This window comes from Mycetocola miduiensis (assembly GCF_900115155.1).
Classification (GTDB): domain Bacteria; phylum Actinomycetota; class Actinomycetes; order Actinomycetales; family Microbacteriaceae; genus Mycetocola_A; species Mycetocola_A miduiensis.
Genome location: NZ_FOVM01000005.1, coordinates 262,932 through 287,312, shown reverse-complemented (window position 1 = coordinate 287,312; position 24,381 = coordinate 262,932). Strand labels below are relative to the sequence as shown.

Here is a 24,381-nt window from a genome sequence, read left to right as displayed (position 1 = left end):
TGCGCCGGGCAGTGTCCTGGTTCGCCGCCCGCGGCGTGACGGTCGAACGCGTGCTTTCTGACAACGGCTCTGCCTACAAATCTCACCTCTGGCGCGACACCTGCTCCGAGCTTGGCGTCAAAGCGAAGAAGACCCGCCCTTACCGTCCACAGACGAACGGGAAGATCGAACGCTTCCACCGCACTCTCGCCGACGGTTGGGCATTCAGCAAGCACTACCCAACGGAATCAGCCCGCCGGAACGCGCTCCCGGCCTGGCTCCACGAATACAATCACCACAGACCCCACACCGCCATCGGAGGCCACCCACCCATTAGCCGGCTAACTAACCTGCCTGTGCAGTACAACTAGCCCGGGCACGGCACGCGCGCCGCCCCTCCACCACGTTCCCCCGCCGCTCACTTTTCCCCAGAGTCCACTGTCCTCGTTCGCCGAGGCCCAAAGCCGACACTGTGGACGAATGAACCCTGGCTGGGATCGGCTCACCGCCGCCGCACGGGAAGCGCTCGCCGTTCTCGTCCCCATCGCCTGCGCGGGCTGCGGCGTCGCCGGCGCCGCCGTCTGCGAGGCCTGCGACGAACGGATGGCCGGAGTTGTGAGCCGTCGCGAGATCGAATCGGGGTTTCCGGTGTGGGCGGGCACCGAATACACGGATGTTGCCAGGCGTACGATCCTCGCTCTGAAAAACGAGCAGAGAACGGACGCGGCCGGGCACCTTGCCGGCATCCTCGTCCGCGCCATCGACGCTGCCCTTCTCGAGTTGTCCGAACTACCGGACCCTCCCCGCTCCGTCGCCCTTGCAGCACTGCCCTCGTCCCGCGCCGCCTACCGGCGCAGGGGGTACCGGCCCGTCGACGTCGTCGTCCGGAAAACCGGGCTCGCGCTCGAGCATCCGCTGGCCTGGCGGCGACAGCCGGCCGACCAGATCGGTCTCACGCTCGAGGAGCGAAAACACAACCTCGGTTCTTCCCTGCGGCACCGCGGAACCGTGTCCGGCCGGTGCTTTCTGCTCGTCGACGATGTCGTCACGACCGGCGCCACCCTCCTCGAATCGAGGCGGGCGCTCGCCGCCGCAGGCGCATCGGTTCTCGGCGCTGCCGTCATCGCGGCCACGCCGAAACGCGTACGGCGTGTCGGACGAGTTCCACTCGGTTGAGTGACTTATCGGGCGCCCCGGACTACGGTGGGGGCTAAAGGCGCGAAAGGACCGCCCTGGATATTTGGGGCGGCACGCCTGATCTGGGAGGTTGACGTGGAAACAAACATTGTCGGACAAGGCCTGGGACTCACGGATCGCTTCCGCGATTACGTAGAAGAAAAGTCGGAAAAAATCGCCCATCTGTCGGACCGGGCCCTCGCATTCGAGGTCAAGGTCAGCCGGCACCATGAGAAGAGTGGCAAACCGGGCGATGACCGCGTGGAACTCATGCTCATCGGTCCCGGCCCTCTCGTCCGCGCTGAAGCGGCCGGTTCCGACAAGTACGTAGCCTTCGATCTGGCAATCGCCAAACTGCTCGAACAGGTGAGACGGGCGAAGGACCGCAAAAAGGTCCTTCGTGGCAAACGCCGGACATCGCTTTCGGCCGCGAGTGCCGCCGGATTCAGCGGTATCGACCTTCAGCCCGCCGACATCGACACGATCGATCGCGTGGCCACCGGCACCGTTCCTGTTCTCGATGAGCAGGCAAAGGATGACGACGAGTACTGCCCGGTCGTCATCCGTGAAAAGGTGTTTCCGGCCGAGTTCATGACCGTCGACGAAGCCGTCGACCGAATGGAACTCGTCGGGCACTCGTTCTTCCTCTTCGTCGACGCGAAGAACGATCGCCCGAGCGTCGTCTACCGTCGCAAGGGCTGGGACTATGGGGTCATCGGACTCGGCGATGAATCCGGGGCCGAGAGGAAACGGGCCTAAACAGCGAAAACTTCACGCGGGTGCTCCACAGGGGCACCCGCGTGAACCGCGTTGAGGGGGGATCCACCCGGATTCAGGATGCTCCCACCCCGACCCGGACTAACATGGAAACGGTCGATTGCGCGACAGCCTGTCGACCACCCCGCGCATTCCGCGCGGCCGCACGTGGGACAACGTGCCCGAGAGCAAAGTGGAGTTCAATACGTGGCCTCAGTACTAGAGAAGGTTCTTCGCCTGGGCGAGGGCCGAGTGATCCGGAAACTCGAGAACCTCGCAACGGCAGTCAACTCACTCGAGTCCGACTTCTCCGACCTCACCGATGAGGAGTTGCGGGCCGAGACGGCGGAACTGCGCGAACGGTACGCCAACGGCGAGTCCCTCGACGACCTCATGCCCGAGGCGTTCGCCGCCGTTCGCGAAGCGTCACAGCGGACCCTCGGTCTCCGCCACTTCGACGTGCAGCTGATGGGCGGCGCAGCACTTCACCTCGGCAACATCGCCGAGATGAAGACGGGTGAGGGCAAGACCCTGGTCGCAACCCTGCCCGCCTACCTCAACGCAATCGCAGGCAAAGGCGTCCACGTCATTACCGTGAACGACTTCCTCGCGACGTACCAGTCCGAGCTCATGGGCCGGGTATTCCGTGCACTCGGGATGACGACGGGCGTCATTCTCGCCGGGCAGACCCCCGAGCAGCGGCGCGAACAGTACAACGCCGACATCACCTACGGCACGAACAACGAGTTCGGCTTCGACTACCTGCGCGACAACATGGCGTGGCAGTCCAAGGACCTCGTCCAGCGTGGCCACTTCTTCGCGATCGTCGACGAGGTCGACTCGATCCTTATCGACGAGGCGCGGACCCCGCTGATCATCTCCGGCCCGGCGTCGGGGGAGGCGAACCGCTGGTTCGCCGAGTTCGCCCGGCTCGCCACCGTCCTCGTCGAGGGCGAAGACTACGAAGTCGACGAGAAGAAGCGCACCGTCGGTGTGCTCGAGCCCGGCATCGAGAAGGTCGAGGACTACCTCGGCATCGACAACCTCTACGAATCGGCTAACACCCCGCTGATCTCGTTCCTCAACAACTCGATCAAGGCCCGCGCCCTGTTCAAGAAGGACAAGGACTACGTCGTGATGAACGGCGAGGTGATGATCGTCGACGAGCACACCGGCCGAATCCTCATGGGCCGCCGCTACAACGAGGGCATCCACCAGGCGATCGAGGCCAAGGAAGGCGTGCAGGTCAAGGCCGAGAACCAGACCCTCGCCACGGTGACGCTGCAGAACTATTTCCGGCTCTACGAGAAGCTCTCCGGCATGACCGGTACGGCCGAGACCGAGGCGGCAGAGTTCATGTCGACCTACAAACTCGGCGTCGTTCCCATCCGCACCAACAAGCCGATGCGGCGCATCGACGGTGCAGACCTCGTCTACAAGAACGAAGAGACGAAGTTCGCGCAGGTCGTCGAAGACATCGCCGAACGTCACGAAAAAGGCCAGCCCGTCCTCGTCGGAACGACGAGCGTCGAGAAGAGCGAATACCTGTCACGTCTCCTCGCGAAGAAGGGCGTGAGGCACGAAGTCCTCAACGCGAAGAACCATGCACGGGAGGCGGCCATCGTCGCCCAGGCCGGACGCCTCGGATCGGTCACCGTCGCCACCAACATGGCCGGTCGTGGAACCGACATCATGCTCGGCGGCAACGCCGAGTTCCTGGCCGTCCAGGAGATGAACGCGAAGGGGCTCAGCCCGGTCGACACCCCTGAAGAGTACGAAGCGGCCTGGGACGACGTCTTCAAGCATGTCAAGGAAAAAGTTTACGAAGAAGCCGAGAAAGTCGTCGAAGCCGGTGGGCTTTACGTCCTCGGCACCGAACGGCATGAATCGCGCCGCATCGACAACCAGCTCCGCGGTCGTTCCGGCCGCCAGGGTGACCCCGGTGAGAGCCGGTTCTACCTGTCGCTCACCGACGACCTCATGCGCCTGTTCAACTCGGGAGCGGCTGAAGCACTCATGGGCAAGGGCGGTGTGCCCGACGACATGGCCATCGAGTCGAAGTGGGTCAGCCGTGCCATCCAGAGCGCACAATCGCAGGTCGAAGCACGCAACGCTGAAATCCGCAAGAACGTCCTGAAGTACGACGATGTCCTCAACCGCCAGCGTGAAGCGATCTACACCGATCGCCGGCACATCCTCGAGGGCGATGACCTGCACGAGCGAACCCAGAAGTTCCTCGAGGACGTCATCGACGAGGTGCTCGATGTCCACGTCGGTGAGGGCAACGGCGACGACTGGGACTTCGACGCTCTCTGGGTCGACCTGAAGACGCTGTACCCGATCTCGCTCACCGTCGATGAGGTGGTGGCCGAAGCCGGGCAGCGCGGAAAGATCAACCGCGAGTTCATGCGCCGTGAGATCCTCTCGGATGCCAGGCTCGCATACGCCCGCCGTGAAGAGCAGCTCGGTGCACCGGCCATGCGTGAGCTCGAGCGCCGGGTCGTCCTGCAGGTGATCGACCGCCGCTGGCGTGACCACCTCTACGAGATGGACTACCTCAAGGACGGCATCGGCCTGCGTGCGATGGCACAGCGCGACCCGCTGGTCGAGTACCAGCGCGAAGGCTTCAGCATGTTCCAGCAGATGATGGGGCAGATCCGCGAGGAATCCGTCGGGTACCTGTTCAACCTCGAGGTCGAGGTCAAGAAGGGCGCGACGGAGGAAGTCACGACGGTCGAAGCCAAGGGACTGGACCGCCCAGAGGGCGAGGACGAGAAGCTCAGCTACTCAGCCGCGAACGAAGGCGGAGAGGTCGAGGTCCGCAACCAGAAGGGGCAGATCGAGAAGGCTGCGACGGTTCGGGCGCAGAAGGCGTCAGAGGCGACCGCTGCTCCTCGCACTGGCGCGACCGCCGCGCAGCCAGCACAGCCGGCTGCACGCGGGGCGTTCGGCCAGAAGAGCGACGCTCCGGCTGCCGCAGGCAACCGTGCAGACCGCAGGGCGCAGGGCAAGAAGAAGTAGGGCGGCTCGCCCGCTTGGACACCGCCCCGAACTGGTTCGCCGGTCCGGGGCGGTGTTTCGTTGGGGGCGGTCGGTGTGAGGCCCGTCACAGCACCGTCACAGCACCGTCACAGCACCGAGATGGCCGTCGCCCGCCAGCGGTGATCCATGCCCTCCAGACGGATGGCCACGGCACGCGACCGGGTGCGCTGGTGCACCATCACGACGGCCTCCACCACACCATCGCGCGGTTCGAAGAGCGTGATGTGGCCGATCTTCAGGATCGGGCGAACCGCTTGCAGGCCCTTCACCTGCCGCGCCCGTGCTGACACCACCTGCCGTTTCAGCAGATGCTTGTAAACGTCCTCGGAGATCCACCGCGCGAGCTGGTCGAGTTCCCTTGCGCCGGCGAGAACCTCCATCACACAGCGCGTCAGGTTCTCCAGCAACGGCTCAGGCGGCGGAAGTTCGTCGGTCGGCGTCGTCTGCCTGCCGAAGAACTGCTCAGGGTCGAACGGGAGATGTGCCTGCCCGGAGGCCCGGGCGTGGGATGCCGGCTCACCGGCGGTCGGGGAGTTCATGCGTGGCTCCGCTGGAAACGTGCGACGAAAACAACCAGGTCGGGGAGGGCACGGCGGCCGGGGGGCCTGGAAGCTCAACGTCACATCCCGCGCGCGACGTTTCGCTCGGTGACAGGATGCCTGCTTTCGGGCACACGCATGGCCTGCGTCAGCGGTTCTTCCCCCGTTCAGGGGCGTGTTATGTCGAGCTACTTTTCCAGCGCCCTGTGTCACTTGTAAACCCCACTTTTCGATTTGTGGATAACTCCCCCGGGGCGGGGAACGGAGTCGCTACTCTCCTCTGCATGCGCTGGGACAGCCTCTTTGACGACCTCGAAAGCCAGCTCGAACACGAGTTGCACGCGGAAGAGCAGGACCGGCGTGCCGAGGATCACCGGCTTCGGCTGGGCCGGCTCACCCTTCGCGACCGGCTGCAGACCTTCTCAGGGAAACCAGGCCCACGCAGCGAGGTCGTCCTCGAACTGGTCACCGGCTCCACGATCGTCGTGCTCCCGCAGGCGTTCGGACGGGACTGGATGTCTGGCGACCTGCGGTTGGGGGATGGGACGTCCGGCGCATGCATTGTCCCGCTGAACGCGATCACCGGGATGCTGCTGCCGAAAGCGAGCCTGACGAGGAGCCTGGCGGTGCCGGAAAGGGAGGAACGCGGCCCGCGCCTCAGCGACCGCATCGGGTTGGGTTTCGTGCTCAGGGATCTGTGCAGGCGCAGGGTCTACGTGCGCCTCCACGATGCCAGGAACGCAGGGTCGGTACACGGCGGAACGCTCGACCGGGTCGGCGGCGACCATGTCGATCTTGCCGTCCACGAGCACGGTGCGCCGCGCAGGGAACGGAACGTCAGCCACCTGCGGATCGTGCCGATCGGCGGAATCGGGCTGATCGAACTCTGAGCTGATCGAACTCTGGGCTGATCGAACTGCGGTCAGGGATCTTCCGGGCGACGGATCGTGCCGTTGGAGACCTCGGGCAGGCTGGCGAGATCGGACTCCTGCCAGAGCCCCATCCGTCGTGTCTCCTCATACTTGGTCTCGATGTACGCCTCGAGGACCGTGCGCTCGATGCGCCAGCGGCTCGGGGACCCGACAGAGATGGCCGGCAACTCGGCGGAGCGCACGAGTTCGACCACTTCGGAAGGAGAGATGTTCAGGATATCCGCCGTGTCGGCCACTGTGAGGAAGCGCCCGACGGAGTCCGAGGAGACCGTATCCATGGATCGATTATTCCGCTCCGGATTCCTTTCCGAGCCAACTGTGGATAACTTTCTCGGCAGGTCCGGGATCTTGGCACGATGAGACAACGCCGCAGCCGGTTCGGCGGTGGCCCAGGTCAGGAGGTTCCATGAAAGGGCGCTTTCGGTTGCGTGCAATCGACCCGCGCGTCGTCGTCGGTGCGGGGCTGATCCTCGCTTCCGTCGCCGGGGTGTGGGTCGTCGTCGATGCGGCAGACCGGTCAAGCCCCGTGCTCGTCGCGGCGTCGACCCTCTCCGTCGGTGACACCCTCTCCGAAGACGACCTCGACGTCGCCCATGTCCGCCTCGACAAAGCGGATGCCCGCTATCTTGCCCGTGTTCCTGACGGGGGACTCGTGGTGACCCGCACCGTCTTCGAAGGTGAGATCGTCCCGCTTTCAGCGGTGAAATCGAGTGCCCATGTGCAGGTTCGGGCCGTCGTCGTCGAATCGGCCATTCGACTGCCGGGGTCGGTGGAGACCGGGTCGCTTGTGGACGTGTGGGCGGCGGAGCGCGCCGAGGACGGCTCGTTCGCGCCTCCCGTGGTCGTTGTGGGCGGGGCAAGCGTCGTTGAGGTGATCGAGCAGCAGGGGCTGGTTTCCTCCGGCGCTGCCAACACCGTGGAGCTCCTGGTTCCGACGGGCACCGTCGCCCTTCTCCTCGCCGCAATCGCTGGCGAGAGCGCCATTTCGATCGTTCCGGCCGGCTGACCCATGGCGAACCTGGCCTTCTTCCTCGACCGGGACGACGAGGACCGGCTCGTCGCCGCGCTGGTCGAACGCGGGCATCGTGTACAGGTCAGGATCGGGCCCCTCACCGACCCGGTTCTCGCCGTTTCCGGCGCACACCCCGACGTCCTCCTGGTCTCCGCAGGCGCCGACACGCTCACCCCGGCACTCCTGGTGGCGTGTGACGACGGCGGCATCCGGGTGGTGGCACTCGCCGGATCCGACGCTGCACGGCGTAACGCGGCGGCACTCGGTCTCTACGACGTCCTTGACGCCGATGCGCCCCTCGACCTGGTCGACGAGGTCGTTCGAGGGGGAGCGGCAGGGGGAACAGCGGTTCCCGAGGCGAAATCCGGCGTGGTCCTCGCCGTGTGGGGCCCAGCTGGTGCGCCAGGACGCACCACCGTGGCGATCAGCCTGGCGACCGAACTCGCTGCAGCGGGCACGAGCGTCGCCCTCGTCGATGCCGACACCCACAGTGCGTCGATCGCCCCCGTCCTCGGCATGCTCGACGAGGCACCCGGGTTCGCGGCGGCCTGCCGACTCGCCGGCCAGAACGCCCTCACCCTCGCAGAACTCGACAGGATCCACCAGCCGTATGCGGTGAATGGCGGGACTCTTTCCGTGCTCACCGGCATCCCCCGGGCGTCGCGCTGGCCGGAGATCAGCACCGACCGGGTTACCCGGACCATCGCCCGGTGTCGCGGCTGGGCGGACTACGTCATCCTCGACACCGGGTTCAGCCTCGAGAACGATGAGGAAATCTCCAGCGACCTGTTCGCCCCACGGCGTAACGCCGCTACCCTGGCGGCGCTGAGGGCGGCAGACCGGGTCGTCGCCGTCGGCGCGGCCGATCCGATCGGTCTCGCCCGCTACCTCCGGGCATACCCGGATCTGCTCGACCTGGTCGACGACAGGCCCGTCCTCACGGTGATCAACAAGGTGCGAGCCGGAGTGGTCGGGCTCAACCCGAACGGACAGGTTCGAGCGACCCTGCAGCGTTTCGGTGGTATCGAGGATCCCGTACTCGTCCCGTCCGACGACAGGGGAACGGATGCCGCGCTCCTCGCCGGACGGGCGCTGAGGGATGTGAGCCCCCGGTCACCGGCGCTCGGCGCGATCTCCCGGCTCGTCACCGACAGCATTCTGCCCCCGGCCCTTCCGGTGTCGCGGCGCAGGGCGCTTCGGAGGAGACGCCTCATGCGCCCGCTCCGAGCCGACTGAGCTCCCGCGACTGCGTTTCGACGCAGTGGACGCGGCCATAGACTGGACGAATGTCGACGCTCAGTGACCTTGTCCTCGCCAACGGCCGCTCAACAGACGAGGATGTCGACTGGCTACACATGCTCGTCGGCGACGCGCAACTCCTTGCCGACCTCGCGTTCGCCGACATCGTCCTGTGGGTTCCCACCGGCGACGGAAGCTTCATGTCGGTGTCGCATTACCGCCCGTCGAGCGCTGCGACACTGTTCTACCGGGACTTTGTCGGTCAACTCGTCAAGCCGCAGTGGCGCTCGCAGATCACCGAGGCATACGAGACAGGGCGGATCATCGACTCCACAGCGCCGGACTGGTACGAAGAGACCCCGACGCGGGTCCGTGCTGTTCCCGTCGTGCGACGCCTCGCTGCGACGTCACCCGAGAACGCGTCCACGCCGGTCGCCGTGCTCACCCGGCACACCAACCTCGGTGAAGCCCGGACGCCCAGCCGCCAGGAGTTGACGTTCAACGAATGCGCGAACGACCTGTTTGAGATGGTCGCTACGGGAGATTTCCCGGACCTCTCGGCACCAACGGGACCCCGGCGCGGAGCGCCCCGAGCGTCAGACGGCCTCATCCGCCTGGACGTCGACGGCACCACGACGTTCGCCAGCCCGAACGCCCTGTCCGCTTTCAACCGGATGGGCTTCAACGATGAACTCGAGGGCGAGTCGCTCGCCGAAGTGACCACCCTCATCCTCCCCGGCAAGCAGGTCATCGATGAGTCCCTGCCGCTCGTCGTCACCGGCCGCGCCCCATGGCGCACCGACATCGAAGCTCGGGGAGTGACCGTGTCGCTCAGAGCCATCCCGCTGCGCCACCGGGGCGAACGGGCCGGGGCCATCGTCCTCTGCCGCGACGTGTCCGAACTGCGGCACCAGGAACGCGAATTGATCACCAAGGACGCGACTATCCGTGAGATCCACCACCGCGTGAAGAACAACCTCCAGACGGTCGCGTCGCTGCTGCGGATCCAGGGACGTCGCGCTCACTCCGACGAAGCGCGTGAGGCGCTGACCCAGGCCATGCGGCGAGTGGCGGCCATCGCGGTGGTCCACGACACGCTCTCCGAAGGCCTCACCCAGGATGTGAACTTCGACGAGGTCTTCGAGCGCGTTCTCATGCTGATCGCCGAAGTCGCGTCGTCGCACAACACGACCGTGCACCCGCGCAAGACGGGCGAGTTCGGTGTGCTGCCGAGCGCATACGCGACGCCGCTCGCCCTCGCCCTGACCGAGCTGGTCACCAATGCCGTCGAGCACGGGCTCGCCGGGCGCGACGGGGAAGTGGAGATCGTCGCCGACCGTTCAGGAGACCAACTGACGGTCCTCGTCCGCGACAACGGGGCGGGGCTGCAGGAAGGCAAGGTCGGCACCGGCCTCGGAACGCAGATCGTCCGCACGCTGATCCAGGGCGAACTGAGCGGCACCATCGACTGGCACACCGTGATGGGGTCAGGCACCGAGGTGACCATCGAAGTTCCTCTGCGCTGGATCTCCCGGTCCTGAAAGGCGCAAAAAACTCCCGGCCCACCGGGCCGGGAGTTCGATGCGGTTTCGGTCAGGAAGCGCGGCGTGCGCGCGCGGCGCGGCGCTTGAGAGCCCGACGCTCGTCCTCGGACAGTCCGCCCCAGACGCCGGAATCCTGCCCGGTCTCCAGTGCGTACTGAAGGCAGATCTCGGTGACGGTGCAACGACCGCACACGGCTTTGGCCTTGTCGATCTGGTCGACTGCCGGCCCAGTGTTACCTACCGGGAAGAAAAGTTCCGGGTCGGCGGTGAGGCAAGCGGCTTTATCGCGCCAGTCCATGCGGGTGCTCCTTTGAATGAGGGTAAACGACCGATATGGTCGGAAATGAGGGATTGCCGAGCTGGAGAGAGGGCGATCACGAAGAAAAGTCGGATCTGCTCACCTCTCTGTGAGCATCGAACTCGGGCCTCAACAATCGTGACATAGAGCATCAGCCAAATCAATAGCTTCGTATGGGATATACCTGTGAATAACTCCGATGAAACAGATCCGACATCTTCTGACGCTATCATTCCCGCCGACACGCCGGGCCCGAAGGGCTCGAGAGCACTCCGACTGCTGACGGCACTCCTTTTCATGGAGGCGGCCGCGATGATCGTCGTTGTGGTTGTGCTCATTGTTGACATCCTGACCCTGCCGGCGGCGTCACTTGCGAGCGCGATTGCCCTGACGGTGATCGTTGCAATCGGAGCCGTCTTCGTATCCGCGGTGGCGATCGGGGCGCTGCGCCGCCAGAGCTGGGTGCGTGGCGGCGCGTTGATCTGGCAACTCGTCCAGATCGCCATTGCGATCGGGGCGTTTCAGGGCACGTTCGCCCAGCCCGCCATCGGGTGGGCGCTCATTGCCCCGAGTGTTCTCGTCATCGTTCTGCTCTTCACCTCGTCGGTGATGGCCGCGCTCGCCCGGCCCCAGGCGTAGCTCATACCGGTCAGCCGGGGCGGTTCGCAAGCCCTCGGTGGCTTCGTGCCCCCCTGCATGGCTCCTGCCAAAGTAGGAAGGACGGCCAGCGCCTGCTGGCTGAAAAGGAGATCACGATGAGTGTTGACAAGAAGGCAACGTCCCTGTCCGCCGACGAGCTCGCCGCCCAGGGAATCACCGCGCTACCCGACAAAGAAGTGGCGTCGATCCTCGACCTCAACGCCGACCTCGACCTCAACCTTGACATCGCCGCCCCGATTGACCTTGCGGTTGCCGCGAACGCGAACGTCGCCGCCCCGATCGACGCCGCTGTCGGTGCGAACATCCTTTCGGCGGGCTCGAGCGCGCAGGCCATGGCCGACCAGGGTGTGCTCATCGACCAGGGAATCACGGCAGACGCCACGGCGACCTCCACCCAGGACAGCTCGATCGACCAGTCAGAAACACTGGGTGCGGAGCAGGCCGGCGAAACCACGGCAGCGGAATCGACCCTCCCGGTCGACGGCGGTGCGCTCCCGGTCGACGGTGTGCCCCTTCCGGCCGACGGCAGCGCCGTCACCGACGAGCTCGGGAGTGCCCTCAGCGGCGACCTTCTCGACGTCGACATCGACCTCGCCGCCGACGCCGACGTCGCAGCACCCATCAACGGTGCCGTGGCCGCCAACGCGAACGTGGCCGCACCTATCGACGCTGCCGTCGCCGCCAACATCGGTTCGATCGACAGCGACGCCGTGTCGCTCGCGCAGCAGGATGCCATCATCACGCAGAACATCGACGGCGAGGCGACCGCGAGCGCAGGCCAGCAGTCCGACCTGCAGCAGTAAGCGACGATGTCGCCGCAGTCCGGGGAGACGACCGCTGGCGCTTCCGGAATGAAAGCGCCGGCGATCGCCGTCCCCGTTCGCGCCGAGGGCGTCGAGCTTCTCGGGGGGATGCAGGGCTCAGGGTATCGGGAGCCCCCGGCTCTCGTTCGACGCGCCGACGGGCAGGTCCTCCAGCTCACCCCACTTCTGTATGAGGTGCTCCAGGCGGTCGACGGGACGCGAAACCTGGAGGAGATCGCCGACGTCGTCGGGGCTGCTTCCGGCCGGGCAGTGGCCGCAGCAGATGTCTCGACCCTCATCGACGCCCACCTTGTGCAGCTCGGGCTGCTCCGCCTCGCGGACGGGTCGGAACCGGACGTGAAGAAGTTGGACCCGCTGCTCCGGATGCGATTCCGCGTCGCTGTGACCGACCCGGAGCGCACGCGCCGTCTGACCCGGCCGTTCCAGGCAGTGTTCTCGCCGATCGTCGTCGTTCTCGTGCTCGCGGCGTTCGCCGCCATCTGCTGGTGGCTGCTGGTCACGAAGGGACTGGCATCCGCCGCGCACGAGGCATTCGAACGACCCGGCCTGCTGCTGCTGACTTTCGTGATCACCCTGCTGTCCGCCGGCTTCCACGAATTCGGCCACGCCGCCGCTGCCGCCAGGGCCGGCGCGACACCGGGACGGATGGGAGCGGGACTCTACCTGGTCTGGCCCGCCTTCTACACGGATGTCACCGACTCCTACCGGTTGGACCGTCGCGGCCGTCTTCTCACCGACCTCGGCGGGCTCTACTTCAACGCGATCGTCGCCGTCGTGGTTGTCGGGGTCTGGTGGCTCACGGGGTCAGACGCCCTGCTCCTGATCGTCGCCACCCAGCTTCTGCTCATGGTGCGCCAGCTCGCGCCCATCGTGCGCTTTGACGGCTACCACGTGCTCGCCGATGCGACGGGCGTTCCTGACCTGTTCCAGAGGATCAAACCCACTCTGCTCGGTCTGTTGCCCTGGCGGTGGGGGAACGCCGAGTCACGGCTGCTCAAGCCGGGCGCGAGGGCTGTCATCACCGTCTGGGTCCTCGTCGTGGTCCCGCTGCTTCTGGTCGCGCTGGTCGCCATCATCCTGTCCTTTCCGCGGCTGATCGGCAGCGCCTGGGCCGGCATTCGCGAACAGCTGGGCCGCGTCGGGGAGGGATTCTCTTCGGCAGATTACGGCAGCGCGGCCGGGCATCTTCTCGGCGTCGTGGCGATAGCGATCCCCGTCGCCGGGCTCATCTACATGCTGGTCCGCCTGGTTCGACAGCTCGCGCAGAAGGCGTGGCGGTCGTCTGAAGGACGACCGGTAAAAAGGGCGCTCTCCTTCGGCCTCGTCGCTGCGCTGATCGGTGCCGTCGCATTCGCCTGGTGGCCGGACTCCGAGAGGTACCGGCCGATCGAGGCGTACGAGGGCGGTACCCTGGCCACAATGGTGACCGCCGTCGCCCCGGATCGACCGGGCATCGGAGAGGGTGAACGCGGCGAAACGGTTGCGCTCATTCCCGGGCAGGAAAGCCTCCCTGGGCCTGAGGATCCTGAACTTGCCGTCGTCCTTGTTCCGCGCGACGACGCATCCGCCGCGCCGTCGTGGGTGTTCCCGTTCAACCGCCCTGACGCCCCGTCGGACCAGGACAGCCAGGCGCTGGCCGTCGCGACGGAGGACGGCTCCGTCGTCTACGACGTCGCCTTCGCACTCGTCTGGGCGGACGGCGACCGGGTCGACACCACGAACGAGGCGTACGCCTTCGCCAGTTGCACCGGCTGCGCTGCCGTGGCGGTCAGCTTCCAGGTCGTCCTCATCGCAGGCCAGGCCAGCGTCGTCGTCCCGCAGAACCTGTCTGCGGCGGTCAACTACGAGTGCGTCGAGTGCGTGACGTTCGCCCTCGCGAGCCAGCTTGTCGTCACGCTCGACGGGCCGTTGACCGCCTCAAGCACAGCCGAACTTGAACGTCTGTGGGCGGAGATCGCGGAGTTCGGGAACTCGATCCGCGACCGGCCGCTTTCCGAGCTGGCCGACGCGCTCCAGGGCTACAAGTCCCGGATTCTTGACATCCTTCGGGCTGACCCCAACTCCGGCCTGGCGACGACAGGCAATACCGAGCCGACCGTTCAGCCGTCCCCTGGCCCAACCACCGACCGGGCACCGGACGGCGAAAGTACGCCGGGGCCGACTGCGCCGACTGCGCCGGAGGAGAAACCTGCGACGCCGGAAAAGAACCCTGCGACGCCGGAGCCAACAACCGAGCCGGCACCAGCGCCGTCACAGACGTCAACTCCGAGCCCGACTCCGACACCGACCGCTTCGCCCGAGTGAGTGTTCAACCCGTCAGGGCGAAGCAACCCGTTCAGGCAGCGACACCGAGTTTCTTACGCAGCGATGCCACGTGTCCTGTCGCCTTGACGTTGTACATCGCCTGCTCGATCTTTCCCTCTTCGTCGATCACGAAGGTGGACCGGAGCACGCCCGTGACAACCTTGCCGTACAGGTTCTTCTCGCCGTACGCGCCGTAGGAGTTATGCACGGCGAGGTCCTCGTCGCTGAGCAGGGGGAAGGTCAGGGAGTCACGTTCCTCGAAGGTTTTGAGGGTGGCCGGGTCGTCTTTGGAGATGCCAAGAACGGTGTAACCAGCAGCCTGAAGCGAACCCAGGCTGTCGCGGAAGTCGCACGCCTGGGTGGTGCAGCCTGGGGTCATCGCTGCCGGATAGAAATAGAGGATCACCTTCGAGCCGGCGAAGTCGGCCAGTGAGACGGGCTGCCCGTCCGCGTTCAGGAGGGTGAACGATGGAGCCTGGTCGCCTGCGGCGAGTCGTGCGTCTGTCATGGCTCCAGCCTAGGCGAGTTCAGTACTGTGTCGGCTTCATGAAGGTGGCAAGGAGCCGCTGGAGCGAGTCGAGCCTCGCCGGACCTGTCGGCCCGAGTTCGCCGGTCTCCACCGCTTCGACGATGGCACAGTCGGGTGCGTCCGGCAGGTGTGTGCAGCCCCTCGGGCAGTTCTCAGCGACCTCGGCCAGGTCGCTGAACGCCCGCAGGATGTTCGCCGGGTCGATGTGGCCGAGGCCGAACGAACGGACGCCGGGGGTGTCGATGACCCAGCCGGTCCCTCCCTCACCCTCGGCTCGGTACGACACCGTCGACGATGACGTGTGCCTGCCGCGCCCGGTGACAGCGTTGACGTGTCCTGTGGCCCGCTGGGCGCTCGGCACGAGCGCGTTCACCAGGGTGGACTTGCCCACCCCCGAGTGGCCGACGAAGACGGTGTCATGGCCGACGAGCGCTGCGGTGATCTCGGTCAGCGGCATCCGATCGGTTGCGCTCGTGAACACCTGGAGGTCCAGGCCCGCGAAATTGGAGAGGAAGTCGGCCGGGTCGGCGAGGTCGGTCTTGGTGATGCAGAGAATAGGGCGGATGCCTGCGTCGAGTGCGGCGATCAGGTAGCGGTCGACCAGGCGTTCACGCGGTTCCGGGTCGGCCGCGGCGACGACGACGAGCATCTGGTCGGCGTTGGCAACGATGACCCGTTCGACTTCATCGGTATCGTCGGCGCTTCGGCGGAGCAGAGTCGTCCGTTCGACGATTCCCACGATGCGTGCGAGGCTTCCCTCGTCGCCGGAGAGGTCGCCGACGACGCGCACCCGGTCGCCGTTGACGACGGCCTGTTTGCGGAGCTCAGACGCCCTGGATGCCGTGATCCGCCGCTCCGCCGTGGTTCCCTCATCGAGGAGGACCGTGTACCGGCCACGGTCGACGGCGAGCACCCTGGCGGTCTCGGCGTCGTTGTGCTCAGGCCGGGTTTTGGTCCGCGGGCGGTTGCCTTTGCGGTTCGGGCGCACCCGGATGCTCGACTCATCGAGTTCCGGTTCGTCGTCTGCGTCGTCGGTGTCCCACCAGCTCATTCGCGGACGGTTCCCGCGAGCATCGTCGTCCACAATTCGGTGAACTGGGGCAGCGTTTTCGCTGTTGTGGCGATGTTCTCGATGACCAGTCCGGGGACGACGAGGCCGATGATCGCGCCCGTCGTGGCCATCCGGTGGTCGTGGTAACTGAGCCAGGTGCCCCCGGTGAGTGGCTGGGGCTCGATGCGCAGCCCGTCCTCAAGCTCGGTGACCTTTCCGCCGAGTTTGTTGATCTCGGTGGCGAGCGCGGCGAGCCTGTCGGTTTCGTGGTGCCGGATGTGCCCGATCCCGGTGATCGTCGACGGGGAGTCCGCAAGCGCGGCGATGGCCGTGAGTGCGGGCGCGAGTTCCCCAGCGGCCGTGAGGTCGAGATCGACACCCGGAATGGTGTCGCCCCCTGTCACGGTGAGGCGGTTTCCTTCGAGGATGACGGTGGCGCCGAACCGGGGGAGCAGCTCGAGGAGTTCCGCTCCGACCTGCGTCGTCTCAGCGGGCCAGCCCGTGACGGTCACGGTGCCACCGGTGACGACCGCGGCAGCCAGGAACGGGGCGGCGTTGGACAGGTCTGGCTCGATGTCGACGTCGCGACCGGCGATCGGTCCCGCCTCGACGCTCCAGGTTCCGACGGCGGGCGACGTGACCCTGACCCCGCGCGCGGAGAGCGCCGCGACGGTCATGTCGATATGCGGGAGGCTTGGCAGCCTGGCTCCGGAATGGGTGAGGGTGACGCCGTTCTCGAACCGAGCGGCGGCGAGGAGCAAACCCGAGACGAACTGGCTCGAGCTCGATGCGTCGATGGTGACCTCGCCTCCGCCGACCCGGCCCGTTCCGTGGACGGTGAACGGGAGGGAAGCGCGGCCGTCGTCGTTGATGTCCACGCCGAGGGCGCGAAGCGATGCGATCATCGTGCCCATCGGGCGTCCACGCGCAGCGCTGTCGGCGTCGAACGTGGTCGGGCCGAGCGCGAGCGCCGCGACCGGGGGAACGAATCGCATCACCGTGCCGGCGAGGCCGCAGTCGACGGTCGTCGAGCCGGTCAGCTCACCGGGGGTGACGAGCCAGTCGGCACCGAAATTGCCCGTGGCACCGGTTTCGGTGATGGTTGCCCCGAGGGCACGCAGGGCCTCGACCATGTTCTGGCTGTCGCGCGAGTGCAGCGGGGAGCGCAACAGCGACGGGGACTCGGCCAGCGCCGCGAGAACGAGTTCCCGGTTGGTGAGCGACTTCGACCCAGGAAGGGACACGATGGCGCCCACCGGGGCCGAGGCGACGGGGGCAGGCCAGTTGCCGTCGTCGTCCGGCTGGTGCCGGTCGCCGTAGATGTCGAACTCCGGTGCGGAATATTTTGACTCAAGCATTGTTCTTCTAATCTAACGGCGATTGACGAAGAAAGGGTGTTCACGGGTGGTAATAGCAATGCTCGAACGCGGCGAGGCGGCCACAGCGGTCGTAGACTGGCCGGTGATGAGCACCGTCGACGAAACCCTCCCCCCCGAGCCGGAGAACGATCCGCGCGCCCTGTTCGAAGAGCAGGCGCTGCCGTTCATCGACCAGCTTTACGGGGCCGCCATGCGGATGACCAAGAACCCTTCCGACGCACAGGACCTCGTCCAGGAGACCTTCGTCAAGGCGTATGCCGCGTTTGGCCAGTTCACCCAGGGAACGAACCTCAAGGCGTGGCTGTACCGCATCCTCACGAACACGTACATCAACATCTATCGCAAGAAGCAGCGTGAGCCATACCAGGGCACGATCGATGACCTCGAGGACTGGCAGCTGGGTGGTGCTGAATCGCGGACCGCGTCAGCGTCACGCTCGGCCGAGGCGGAGGCCATCGACCGGATGCCTGACAGTGCGGTGAAGGATGCCCTCCAGGCTATTCCGGAGGACTTCCGACTTGCGGTCTACCTGGCAGACGTCGAAGGCTTCGCGTACCAGGAAATCGCCGACATCATGAAATCACCCATCGGGACCGTCATGAGCCGCCTGCATCGAGGCAGGCGCATGTTGAGGGACCTGTTGGCCGACTACGCCCAGGAACGCGGTATCGATACCGGCCGGGCAGGAGCGAAGAAATGACCGATTGCGGATGCGACAAAGCCAAGCGTGACCTGGAGGAGTACCTCCGTAACGAGGTGTGTTCGACGAACTCCGCCGACATCCGTGAGCACCTCGAACACTGCGCGTCGTGCCAGGAAGAGGCGCTGCTCGCGCGGACCCTCACCGAGGCAGTGCAGCGTGCATGCAAGGAGACCGCACCTGAGGATCTCAAGCTCCAGGTGATGGCGAAGCTGCGGGCAGCTCAAGCGACCCATTAGTTTCAAACTTTCGATTCACGCGGGCCGGCCGCAGGCGGCCGTAAGGTCGATGGTGTGATCAAGAATCCTGCCCCCGTCCGGACCTCGCGTGTGCCCACCTGGCTGCGTGTGCTCCTCCCTGTCACCCTCATCCTCGTCTGGTTCGGCTTGTTCGGGGCTGGGGGAGCGAGCTTCGGGCAGATCAGCGCCGTCAGTACCAACGACCAGTCGCAGCAGTTGCCCGCGAGCGCTGAGGCGACGAAGGTGCAGGAGCTTCAGGCGCACTTCACCAGCGACGATGTGATTCCCGCCCTCGTCGTCTACGAGCGCGAAGGCGGTCTCACCGACGCCGACCTCGCCAGGATCGACCACGACATCGCGTCGTTCGGGAAACTCGGCGGGGTCCTGCCCGGCGGCAGCTCGCCGGCGATCCTCTCGGACGATGGCGAGGCGGCCGAAGTAGTGATGGTCCTCGACACGGGCGTGAAGATCGCAGGCACCGTCGAGCTGCTCCGTGGTGTGCTTGACGACAACGCCGTCGACGGCCTCACCACAGCGATCACCGGCCCCGCCGGGCTGACCGCCGATCTCACCGGCGCTTTCGCCGGAATTGACTCTCTGCTTCTCCTCGTCGCCCTCAGCGCGGTCTTCCTGATCCTGGTGATCGTCTACCGGTCGCCGCTCTTGCCCGTAATCGTGCTCTTCTCAAGCCTCTCCGCGCTGTGCGCGGCGATCCTGGTCGTCGTCCAGCTCGCCAAAGCCGACATCCTCCTGCTCAGCGGCCAGACGCAGGGGATCCTGTTCATCCTCGTCATCGGGGCGGCGACTGACTACTCGCTGCTCTACATTGCCCGGTTCCGGGAAGCACTCGCGGTCCAGCCGACCAAGTGGACGGCGACCTGGGCCGCGCTCAAGGGCTCGTGGGAGCCGATCGTCGCGTCGGGCGGCACCGTCATCGCGGCACTGCTGCTGCTGCTGTTGTTCTCGGACCTCAACTCCAACAAGGCGCTCGGCCCCGTGGCATCCATCGGCATCATCTTCGCGCTGCTCGCCTCACTCACCCTGCTCCCGGCCCTTCTCTTCTGGGCGGGCAAGGTCGCGTTCTGGCCTATCCGGCCCAAGGCGGTGCCGGAGAATGACAATCCAATCGGGGAGGACAAGAAGGGCTTGTGGCCGTGGCTCGCGCGGAGCATCCTGACGCGGCCGAGGATTCTCTGGATCTCCAGTGTGCTGCTGCTCGTTGTGATGTCGCTCGGTGTCTTCCAGCTCAAGGCGGACGGCGTCGCGGCCAGCGAATTCGTGCTCGGCGAGTCCCAGGCACGGGACGGCCAGGCTGTGCTCGCCGACCACTTCCCGGCCGGTTCCGGCTCGCCGACCGTGATCATCGCCCCCGAGGACGAACTGGATGCAGTGTCGGGCATTGTGCTGGGGACTGACGGTGTCGACTCGCTCACCGTCCTGTCGGAGGACTCACCGTCCGGATCGCTTGCGGTGACCGACGACGGCGTCCAGCCGCTCGGCCCTCCGGGAACGCCCGTTCCCGATGTGACGGTCGTCGACGGCAACATCCTGCTCTCGGCTACTCTCCTCGACGCCGGGGACTCGATCGCCGCTGAGGACGTCGTGGTGAACCTCCGGGCAGAACTCGCTGACATCTCCACCGAGTCCGCCCCGGTGCTCGTCGGGGGGACGACCGCGATCGCCCTGGACTCGAACACGACGGCGATTCACGATCGCAACCTCCTGATCCCCCTGATCCTCGGCGCCATCACGCTCATCCTCATGATCCTGCTGCGCTCGATCGTCGCACCGCTCATCCTGATCGCGAGCGTCGTGCTGTCGTTTGGCGCAGCGCTCGGCGTCTCGGCCTGGGTGTTCAACGGCATCTTCGATTTACCCGGCGCCGACCCATCCGTTCCGCTGTTCGGATTCGTGTTCCTCGTGGCCCTCGGAGTGGACTACAACATCTTCCTGATGACGAGGGTTCGGGAAGAGTCCAGGAAGCACGGTACGAGGCATGGCATCCTGCGGGGGCTCGCCGTCACCGGCGGGGTCATCACTTCCGCCGGTCTGGTCCTCGCGGCCACGTTCGCGGCGCTCGGTGTGCTTCCGATCCTGTTCCTGCTCCAGATCGCTTTCATCGTGGCTTTCGGTGTGCTGCTCGACACGTTCCTGGTCCGGACCGTGCTCGTGCCAGCATTGAGCTATGACATCGGCCGGGCGATCTGGTGGCCGAGCGCGCTGTCGCGCGGTGTTCACAGGGCGGTTCCCACCAAACCCGACCGGGAGGATACACTCACGCCGGTCGGCGCTCCATAGGGCGGAGGGGCGCGGGACACCGTCCGAAGAATTAACCGGAAGTTTCACCACGATGAGGCGCTCCGGTTGCTCGTTCCGGCCCGCTGACGCCGGCCCGTCAATACGCGCCCACCAATACCCGTCCACTAATGCCGGAGGGCGCCGCTTTCGCGACGCCCTCCGGACTGAACCTGCTCTACAAGCTCAGCGCCTCCGCGAGGAGCTGAGCCTGCTCGGCGGCGTGGCGCTTGGCCGAGCCGGTGGCGGGTGAGGCGGCTGCCGCACGCGAGACGACCCGGATGGACCGGTCGCCGATGTGCTTCGACGCCTCGAGCGCGATGAACGGCCATGCGCCCTGGTTCTCGGGCTCGTCTTGAACCCAGACCAGTTCGGCATTCGGGTACCGCGCGATCACGGAGTTCAACTCGTCTGCGGGCAGCGGGTAGTACTGCTCGAGGCGAACCAGTGCAATGGCGTCGTTCGGCTTCTTCTCCAGTTCGGCGCGGAGATCCCAGTGGATCTTGCCCGAGTGCAGCAGGACACGCTTCACGGATGACGCGTCCCTCACGCGGGCGTCGTCGATAACCGGTTCGAAGCGGCCACTCGTGAAGTCCTCGACCGCGCTGGACGCCCCACGAAGGCGGAGCATAGCCTTGGGCGTGAACACGACCAGCGGCCGGCGCGGGCGGGCGTATGCCTGCCGGCGGAGCAGGTGGAAATACGACGCCGGGGTCGACGGCCGTGCGACGGTCATGTTGTTCTCGGCGCAGAGCTGCAGGTACCGTTCGATTCTTGCAGAGGAGTGGTCAGGGCCCTGGCCTTCGTACCCGTGCGGAAGCAGCATGACGACGCTTGAACGCTGCCCCCATTTCTGCTCGGCGCTCGAGATGAACTCGTCGATGATCGTCTGGCCGCCGTTGGCGAAGTCGCCGAACTGCGCTTCCCAGAGAACGAGGGCATCCGGGCGCTCCACCGAGTACCCGTACTCGAAACCGAGGACGGCGTACTCCGACAGCAGCGAATCGTAGATCCAGAACCGGGCCTGGTTGTCAGCCAGGTTGGCAAGCGGCACCCACTCCTGCCCGTTGACCCGGTCGTGCAGGACCGCGTGGCGCTGCACGAACGTTCCACGGCGGGAATCCTGCCCGCTGAACCGCACAGGAGTGCCCTCGAGCAGCAGCGAACCGAACGCCAGCAGCTCGCCGAACGCCCAGTCGATGTTGCCGTTGCGGCTCATCTCGAGGCGTTTCTGCAGCAACTGCTGGAGCTTCGGGTGGACGGTGAACCCGGCCGGCTTGTTGTTGAAGCCGTCGCCGATGTGGTGGACGACAGCCTCCGAAACACCGGTTGTCTCCGGTTCACCCGAGTAGCCGTCGTCACCCGAGTCCTCGGTGATGACCGGGGTCGACGCGGTCTGCGCCGCGTGCGTCTCCATGAAGGCGCGCTCGAGGCGGTCCTGGAAGTCCCGGTGCGATGCTTCGTACTCGTCTTCGGTGATGTCACCGCGGCCGACGAGGGCCTCGGTGTACAGCTTGCGAACGCTGCGCTTCTGCTCGATGAGGTTGTACATCAGCGGCTGGGTCATCGACGGGTCGTCGCCCTCGTTGTGACCGCGGCGGCGGTAGCAAACGAGGTCGATGACGACATCCTTCTTGAATTCCTGGCGGAACTCGAAGGCGAGCTGTGCGACGCGGACGACGGACTCGGGGTCGTCGCCGTTCACGTGCCAGATCGGCGCCTGGATGGTCTTCGCGACGTCGGTCGCGTAGATCGACGTGCGTCCTTCGCCTGGAGGCGTGGTGAAGCCGACCTGGTTGTTGACGACGATGTGGATGGTTCCACCGGTGCGGTAGCCGCGGAGCTGCGACAGCTGCATGGTCTCGAGTACGACGCCCTGGCCGGCCATCGCCGCGTCACCGTGGACGAGGATCGGAAGAGTCGAAAAGGTGCCGATCGGCTGGCGGTCCTGGCGAGCCCGCACGATGCCCTCGAGGACGCCGTCGACTGCCTCGAGGTGGGACGGGTTCGCGGCCAGGTACACCGGAAGCTCAGAACCGTCAGAGGCCCGGAAGGTTCCCTCGGTGCCGAGGTGGTACTTGACGTCGCCCGAGCCGGTGTTCTTCGAGTTGGTCGTTCCCTCGAACTCCTGGAAGATCTGGCCGTAGGTCTTGCCTGCGATGTTGGTCAGCACGTTGAGGCGACCGCGGTGCGCCATGCCGATGGCCGCCCCGTCGAGCTGTGCCTCCGCAGCACCCTGCAGGATGGCGTCGAGCAGTGCGATCGTCGATTCGCCACCCTCGAGGCTGAACCGCTTCTGGCCGACGTACTTGGTCTGCAGGAACGTCTCGAACGCTTCGGCTTCGTTGAGCTTGCCGAGGATGCGCATCTGCTCGTCATGGCGGGGCTTCGCGTAGGGACGCTCGACCTTCTCCTGGATCCACTTGCGCTGCACAGGGTCCTGGATGTGCATGTACTCGAGGCCGATGGTGCGGCAGTAGGAGTCGCGAAGCAGGCCTAGGATGTCACGCAGCTTCGACTGGCGTTTGTCGCCGAAACCGCCGGTGACGAACTCCCGGTCGAGGTCCCAGAAGGTGAGGCCGTGGTTGAGGATGTCGAGGTCGGGGTGCGAGCGCTGGACGTACTCGAGCGGGTCGACATCCGCCATCAGGTGGCCGCGAACGCGGAACGAATTGATCAGTTCCTGCACGCGTGCGGTCTTGTTGACCGTGTCGCTGAGGTCGACCGAGATGTCCGGAGCCCAGTGGATCGGGTCGTACGGGATGCGGAGGGCGGCGAAGATGTCCTGGTAGAACGACTTCTGCCCGGTGAGTAGCTCGTGGACCTTCTTGAGGAACTCGCCGGAACCTGCGCCCTGGATGACGCGGTGGTCGTAGGTGGAGGTCAGGGTGATCGTCTTGCCGATCGCGAGCTCGACGAGCGTGTGCTCGCTCGCTCCCTGGAACTCCGCCGGGTAATCGAGGGCACCGGCGCCGATGATGCAGCCCTGGCCCTTCATCAGGCGGGGAACGGAGTGCTCGGTGCCGATGCCGCCCGGGTTCGTCAGCGAGACCGACGCGCCCTTGAAGTCATCCGCGGTGAGCTTGTTCTTGCGGGCGCGCGAAACGAGGTCCTCGTATGAGGAGAGATATTCGCTGAAGGTGAGCGTGTCGGCGTTCTTGATCGCCGGGACCAGCAGGGCGCGGGTGCCATCCGGCTTGGGGATGTCGATCGCGATGCCCAGGCCCACGTGCGCGGGGGCGACGACGCTAGGCTTGCCGTCGACGACGTCGTAATACACGTTCTGGCTCGGGAATTCCTTGAGCGCCTGGATGAGCGCCCATCCGATCAGGTGGGTGAAACTCACCTTGCCGCCGCGGGCCCGCTTCAGGTGGTTGTTGATGACGATGCGGTTGTCGATCATGAGCTTCGCCGGAATGGTCCGGACGCTCGTCGCGGTCGGCACCGTGAGGCTGGCATCCATGTTCATAGCCAGCGACTTGGCCATGCCACGGAGCGGGGAGACCGTGTCGACCGGCTCCGCCGTCTCGGCGGCCGTGTCTGTCTGCGCCTTCTGGGCCGGCTGAGCAGCGGGTTTCCGTGGGGCATCTGCTGGAATCGGGGCAGCCTTCGGCTGCACCGAGGTCGTCTTCGCCACGGGTGGCGCACCGATCACCGGGATCGGCGCAGTGATCGGGTGGGCCGGTACCTCGCCAGTAGCCTTGTCGCCCTTGACCGGCTGATAACTCTCGAGGATCGGCCACCAGGACTCATCCACTGAATTCTTATCGGCACTGTATTGCTCGTACAGCTCATCCACGAGCCATTCGTTCGCACCGAATTCTCCCGACGAACCGTCGTCAGTTCCCACTCCGGTCAACTGGCTTGACACCGCCAGACCACC

General features: G+C 65.9%; 21 protein-coding genes. 14 read left to right on the top strand and 7 right to left on the bottom strand.

All coding sequences use genetic code 11. The features are described 5' to 3' along the window. The 4 genes from BM197_RS10405 to secA all read left to right on the top strand — a co-directional run. Window positions 1–350, top strand: a 350-nt coding sequence (locus BM197_RS10405; RefSeq protein WP_143095053.1) for an integrase core domain-containing protein, incomplete at its 5' end; no start/stop codon positions are given. Window positions 351–459: 109 nt separating this feature from the next. Next, a complete protein-coding gene (locus tag BM197_RS10400; protein WP_090711183.1) occupies window positions 460–1,155 on the top strand; it encodes a ComF family protein in 696 nt (231 codons plus the stop codon). A gap of 96 nt (window positions 1,156–1,251) precedes the next feature. Further along, complete coding sequence (hpf, locus tag BM197_RS10395) at window positions 1,252–1,914, top strand: ribosome hibernation-promoting factor, HPF/YfiA family (RefSeq protein ID WP_090711181.1); 663 nt, start codon at window positions 1,252–1,254, stop codon at window positions 1,912–1,914. A gap of 204 nt (window positions 1,915–2,118) precedes the next feature. Further along, window positions 2,119–4,932, top strand: coding sequence for a preprotein translocase subunit SecA (gene secA, locus BM197_RS10390; protein WP_090711179.1), 2,814 nt, complete (start codon window positions 2,119–2,121; stop codon window positions 4,930–4,932). 107 nt (window positions 4,933–5,039) lie between these two features. On the opposite strand, the gene BM197_RS10385 is transcribed toward secA, so the two are convergent. Next, complete coding sequence (locus BM197_RS10385; RefSeq protein WP_177216800.1) at window positions 5,040–5,492, bottom strand: Rv3235 family protein; 453 nt, start codon at window positions 5,490–5,492, stop codon at window positions 5,040–5,042. Between the two features lie 284 nt (window positions 5,493–5,776). On the opposite strand from BM197_RS10385, the gene BM197_RS10380 reads away from it, so the two are divergent. Then, window positions 5,777–6,382, top strand: a complete 606-nt coding sequence (locus BM197_RS10380; protein WP_090711176.1) for a hypothetical protein — start codon at window positions 5,777–5,779, stop codon at window positions 6,380–6,382. Window positions 6,383–6,414: 32 nt separating this feature from the next. Here BM197_RS10380 and BM197_RS10375 read toward each other — a convergent pair whose 3' ends face one another. Beyond that, window positions 6,415–6,702, bottom strand: a complete 288-nt coding sequence (locus tag BM197_RS10375) for a helix-turn-helix domain-containing protein (RefSeq protein WP_090711174.1) — start codon at window positions 6,700–6,702, stop codon at window positions 6,415–6,417. Window positions 6,703–6,830: 128 nt separating this feature from the next. On the opposite strand from BM197_RS10375, the gene BM197_RS10370 reads away from it, so the two are divergent. Genes BM197_RS10370 through BM197_RS10360 form a run of 3 tightly spaced genes read left to right on the top strand, consistent with a single transcriptional unit; the run spans window position 6,831 to window position 10,216 of the window. Next, window positions 6,831–7,430, top strand: coding sequence for an SAF domain-containing protein (locus BM197_RS10370; protein ID WP_090711172.1), 600 nt, complete (start codon window positions 6,831–6,833; stop codon window positions 7,428–7,430). A gap of 3 nt (window positions 7,431–7,433) precedes the next feature. Next, on the top strand, window positions 7,434–8,672 hold the full coding sequence (locus BM197_RS10365) for a CpaE/TadZ family protein (RefSeq protein WP_090711170.1): 1,239 nt from the start codon (window positions 7,434–7,436) through the stop codon (window positions 8,670–8,672). 50 nt (window positions 8,673–8,722) lie between these two features. After that, a complete protein-coding gene (locus tag BM197_RS10360) occupies window positions 8,723–10,216 on the top strand; it encodes a sensor histidine kinase (RefSeq protein ID WP_090711168.1) in 1,494 nt (497 codons plus the stop codon). Between the two features lie 52 nt (window positions 10,217–10,268). Here the strand turns inward: BM197_RS10360 and BM197_RS10355 are convergent, their stop codons facing one another. Continuing rightward, the gene (locus BM197_RS10355; RefSeq protein WP_090711166.1) at window positions 10,269–10,517 is read right to left on the bottom strand and encodes a WhiB family transcriptional regulator; all 249 of its coding nucleotides are present in this window, start codon (window positions 10,515–10,517) and stop codon (window positions 10,269–10,271) included. A 186-nt stretch (window positions 10,518–10,703) separates the two neighbouring features. On the opposite strand from BM197_RS10355, the gene BM197_RS10350 reads away from it, so the two are divergent. From BM197_RS10350 to BM197_RS10340, 3 genes are all read left to right on the top strand, one after another. Continuing rightward, a complete protein-coding gene (locus BM197_RS10350) occupies window positions 10,704–11,156 on the top strand; it encodes a hypothetical protein (RefSeq protein WP_245762490.1) in 453 nt (150 codons plus the stop codon). Between the two features lie 116 nt (window positions 11,157–11,272). Then, complete coding sequence (locus tag BM197_RS10345; protein ID WP_090711164.1) at window positions 11,273–11,980, top strand: peptidoglycan-binding protein; 708 nt, start codon at window positions 11,273–11,275, stop codon at window positions 11,978–11,980. A gap of 6 nt (window positions 11,981–11,986) precedes the next feature. Beyond that, entirely contained in the window at window positions 11,987–14,305 is a 2,319-nt protein-coding gene (locus BM197_RS10340; protein ID WP_218151854.1) for a hypothetical protein, read from the top strand. Window positions 14,306–14,336: 31 nt separating this feature from the next. On the opposite strand, the gene bcp is transcribed toward BM197_RS10340, so the two are convergent. The 3 genes from bcp to aroA are packed head-to-tail and all read right to left on the bottom strand — an operon-like array spanning window position 14,337 to window position 17,243. After that, on the bottom strand, window positions 14,337–14,813 hold the full coding sequence (gene bcp / locus BM197_RS10335; RefSeq protein ID WP_090711160.1) for a thioredoxin-dependent thiol peroxidase: 477 nt from the start codon (window positions 14,811–14,813) through the stop codon (window positions 14,337–14,339). Window positions 14,814–14,832: 19 nt separating this feature from the next. Further along, complete coding sequence (rsgA, locus tag BM197_RS10330) at window positions 14,833–15,885, bottom strand: ribosome small subunit-dependent GTPase A (protein WP_090711158.1); 1,053 nt, start codon at window positions 15,883–15,885, stop codon at window positions 14,833–14,835. Further along, window positions 15,882–17,243, bottom strand: a complete 1,362-nt coding sequence (aroA, locus tag BM197_RS10325; RefSeq protein WP_090711156.1) for a 3-phosphoshikimate 1-carboxyvinyltransferase — start codon at window positions 17,241–17,243, stop codon at window positions 15,882–15,884. Before aroA ends, rsgA begins: the two co-directional genes overlap by 4 nt. A gap of 58 nt (window positions 17,244–17,301) precedes the next feature. Between aroA and BM197_RS10320 the strand changes: the two genes are divergently transcribed. Genes BM197_RS10320 through BM197_RS10310 form a run of 3 tightly spaced genes read left to right on the top strand, consistent with a single transcriptional unit; the run spans window position 17,302 to window position 20,501 of the window. Further along, the gene (locus BM197_RS10320) at window positions 17,302–17,964 is read left to right on the top strand and encodes a sigma-70 family RNA polymerase sigma factor (protein WP_090711154.1); all 663 of its coding nucleotides are present in this window, start codon (window positions 17,302–17,304) and stop codon (window positions 17,962–17,964) included. Next, complete coding sequence (locus BM197_RS10315) at window positions 17,961–18,203, top strand: zf-HC2 domain-containing protein (protein WP_090711152.1); 243 nt, start codon at window positions 17,961–17,963, stop codon at window positions 18,201–18,203. Before BM197_RS10320 ends, BM197_RS10315 begins: the two co-directional genes overlap by 4 nt. A 54-nt stretch (window positions 18,204–18,257) precedes the next feature. Next, window positions 18,258–20,501: an MMPL family transporter gene (locus BM197_RS10310; RefSeq protein WP_090711151.1), complete on the top strand. Its 2,244-nt coding sequence runs from the start codon at window positions 18,258–18,260 to the stop codon at window positions 20,499–20,501. A 175-nt stretch (window positions 20,502–20,676) separates the two neighbouring features. Here BM197_RS10310 and BM197_RS10305 read toward each other — a convergent pair whose 3' ends face one another. Beyond that, complete coding sequence (locus BM197_RS10305) at window positions 20,677–24,369, bottom strand: multifunctional oxoglutarate decarboxylase/oxoglutarate dehydrogenase thiamine pyrophosphate-binding subunit/dihydrolipoyllysine-residue succinyltransferase subunit (protein ID WP_090711149.1); 3,693 nt, start codon at window positions 24,367–24,369, stop codon at window positions 20,677–20,679. Window positions 24,370–24,381: the final 12 nt, after the last annotated feature.

Excerpts from the sequence above, each read along its gene's own strand:
- BM197_RS10400 (WP_090711183.1), top strand. The coding sequence starts at position 460 with ATGAACCCTGGCTGGGATCGGCTCACCGCCGCCGCACGGGAAGCGCTC.
- BM197_RS10385 (WP_177216800.1), bottom strand. The coding sequence starts at position 5,492 with ATGAACTCCCCGACCGCCGGTGAGCCGGCATCCCACGCCCGGGCCTCC.
- BM197_RS10380 (WP_090711176.1), top strand. The coding sequence starts at position 5,777 with ATGCGCTGGGACAGCCTCTTTGACGACCTCGAAAGCCAGCTCGAACAC.
- BM197_RS10375 (WP_090711174.1), bottom strand. The coding sequence starts at position 6,702 with ATGGATACGGTCTCCTCGGACTCCGTCGGGCGCTTCCTCACAGTGGCC.
- BM197_RS10370 (WP_090711172.1), top strand. The coding sequence starts at position 6,831 with ATGAAAGGGCGCTTTCGGTTGCGTGCAATCGACCCGCGCGTCGTCGTC.
- BM197_RS10365 (WP_090711170.1), top strand. The coding sequence starts at position 7,434 with ATGGCGAACCTGGCCTTCTTCCTCGACCGGGACGACGAGGACCGGCTC.
- BM197_RS10360 (WP_090711168.1), top strand. The coding sequence starts at position 8,723 with ATGTCGACGCTCAGTGACCTTGTCCTCGCCAACGGCCGCTCAACAGAC.
- BM197_RS10355 (WP_090711166.1), bottom strand. The coding sequence starts at position 10,517 with ATGGACTGGCGCGATAAAGCCGCTTGCCTCACCGCCGACCCGGAACTT.
- BM197_RS10345 (WP_090711164.1), top strand. The coding sequence starts at position 11,273 with ATGAGTGTTGACAAGAAGGCAACGTCCCTGTCCGCCGACGAGCTCGCC.
- BM197_RS10340 (WP_218151854.1), top strand. The coding sequence starts at position 11,987 with ATGTCGCCGCAGTCCGGGGAGACGACCGCTGGCGCTTCCGGAATGAAA.
- bcp (WP_090711160.1), bottom strand. The coding sequence starts at position 14,813 with ATGACAGACGCACGACTCGCCGCAGGCGACCAGGCTCCATCGTTCACC.
- rsgA (WP_090711158.1), bottom strand. The coding sequence starts at position 15,885 with ATGAGCTGGTGGGACACCGACGACGCAGACGACGAACCGGAACTCGAT.
- aroA (WP_090711156.1), bottom strand. The coding sequence starts at position 17,243 with ATGCTTGAGTCAAAATATTCCGCACCGGAGTTCGACATCTACGGCGAC.
- BM197_RS10320 (WP_090711154.1), top strand. The coding sequence starts at position 17,302 with ATGCTCGAACGCGGCGAGGCGGCCACAGCGGTCGTAGACTGGCCGGTG.
- BM197_RS10315 (WP_090711152.1), top strand. The coding sequence starts at position 17,961 with ATGACCGATTGCGGATGCGACAAAGCCAAGCGTGACCTGGAGGAGTAC.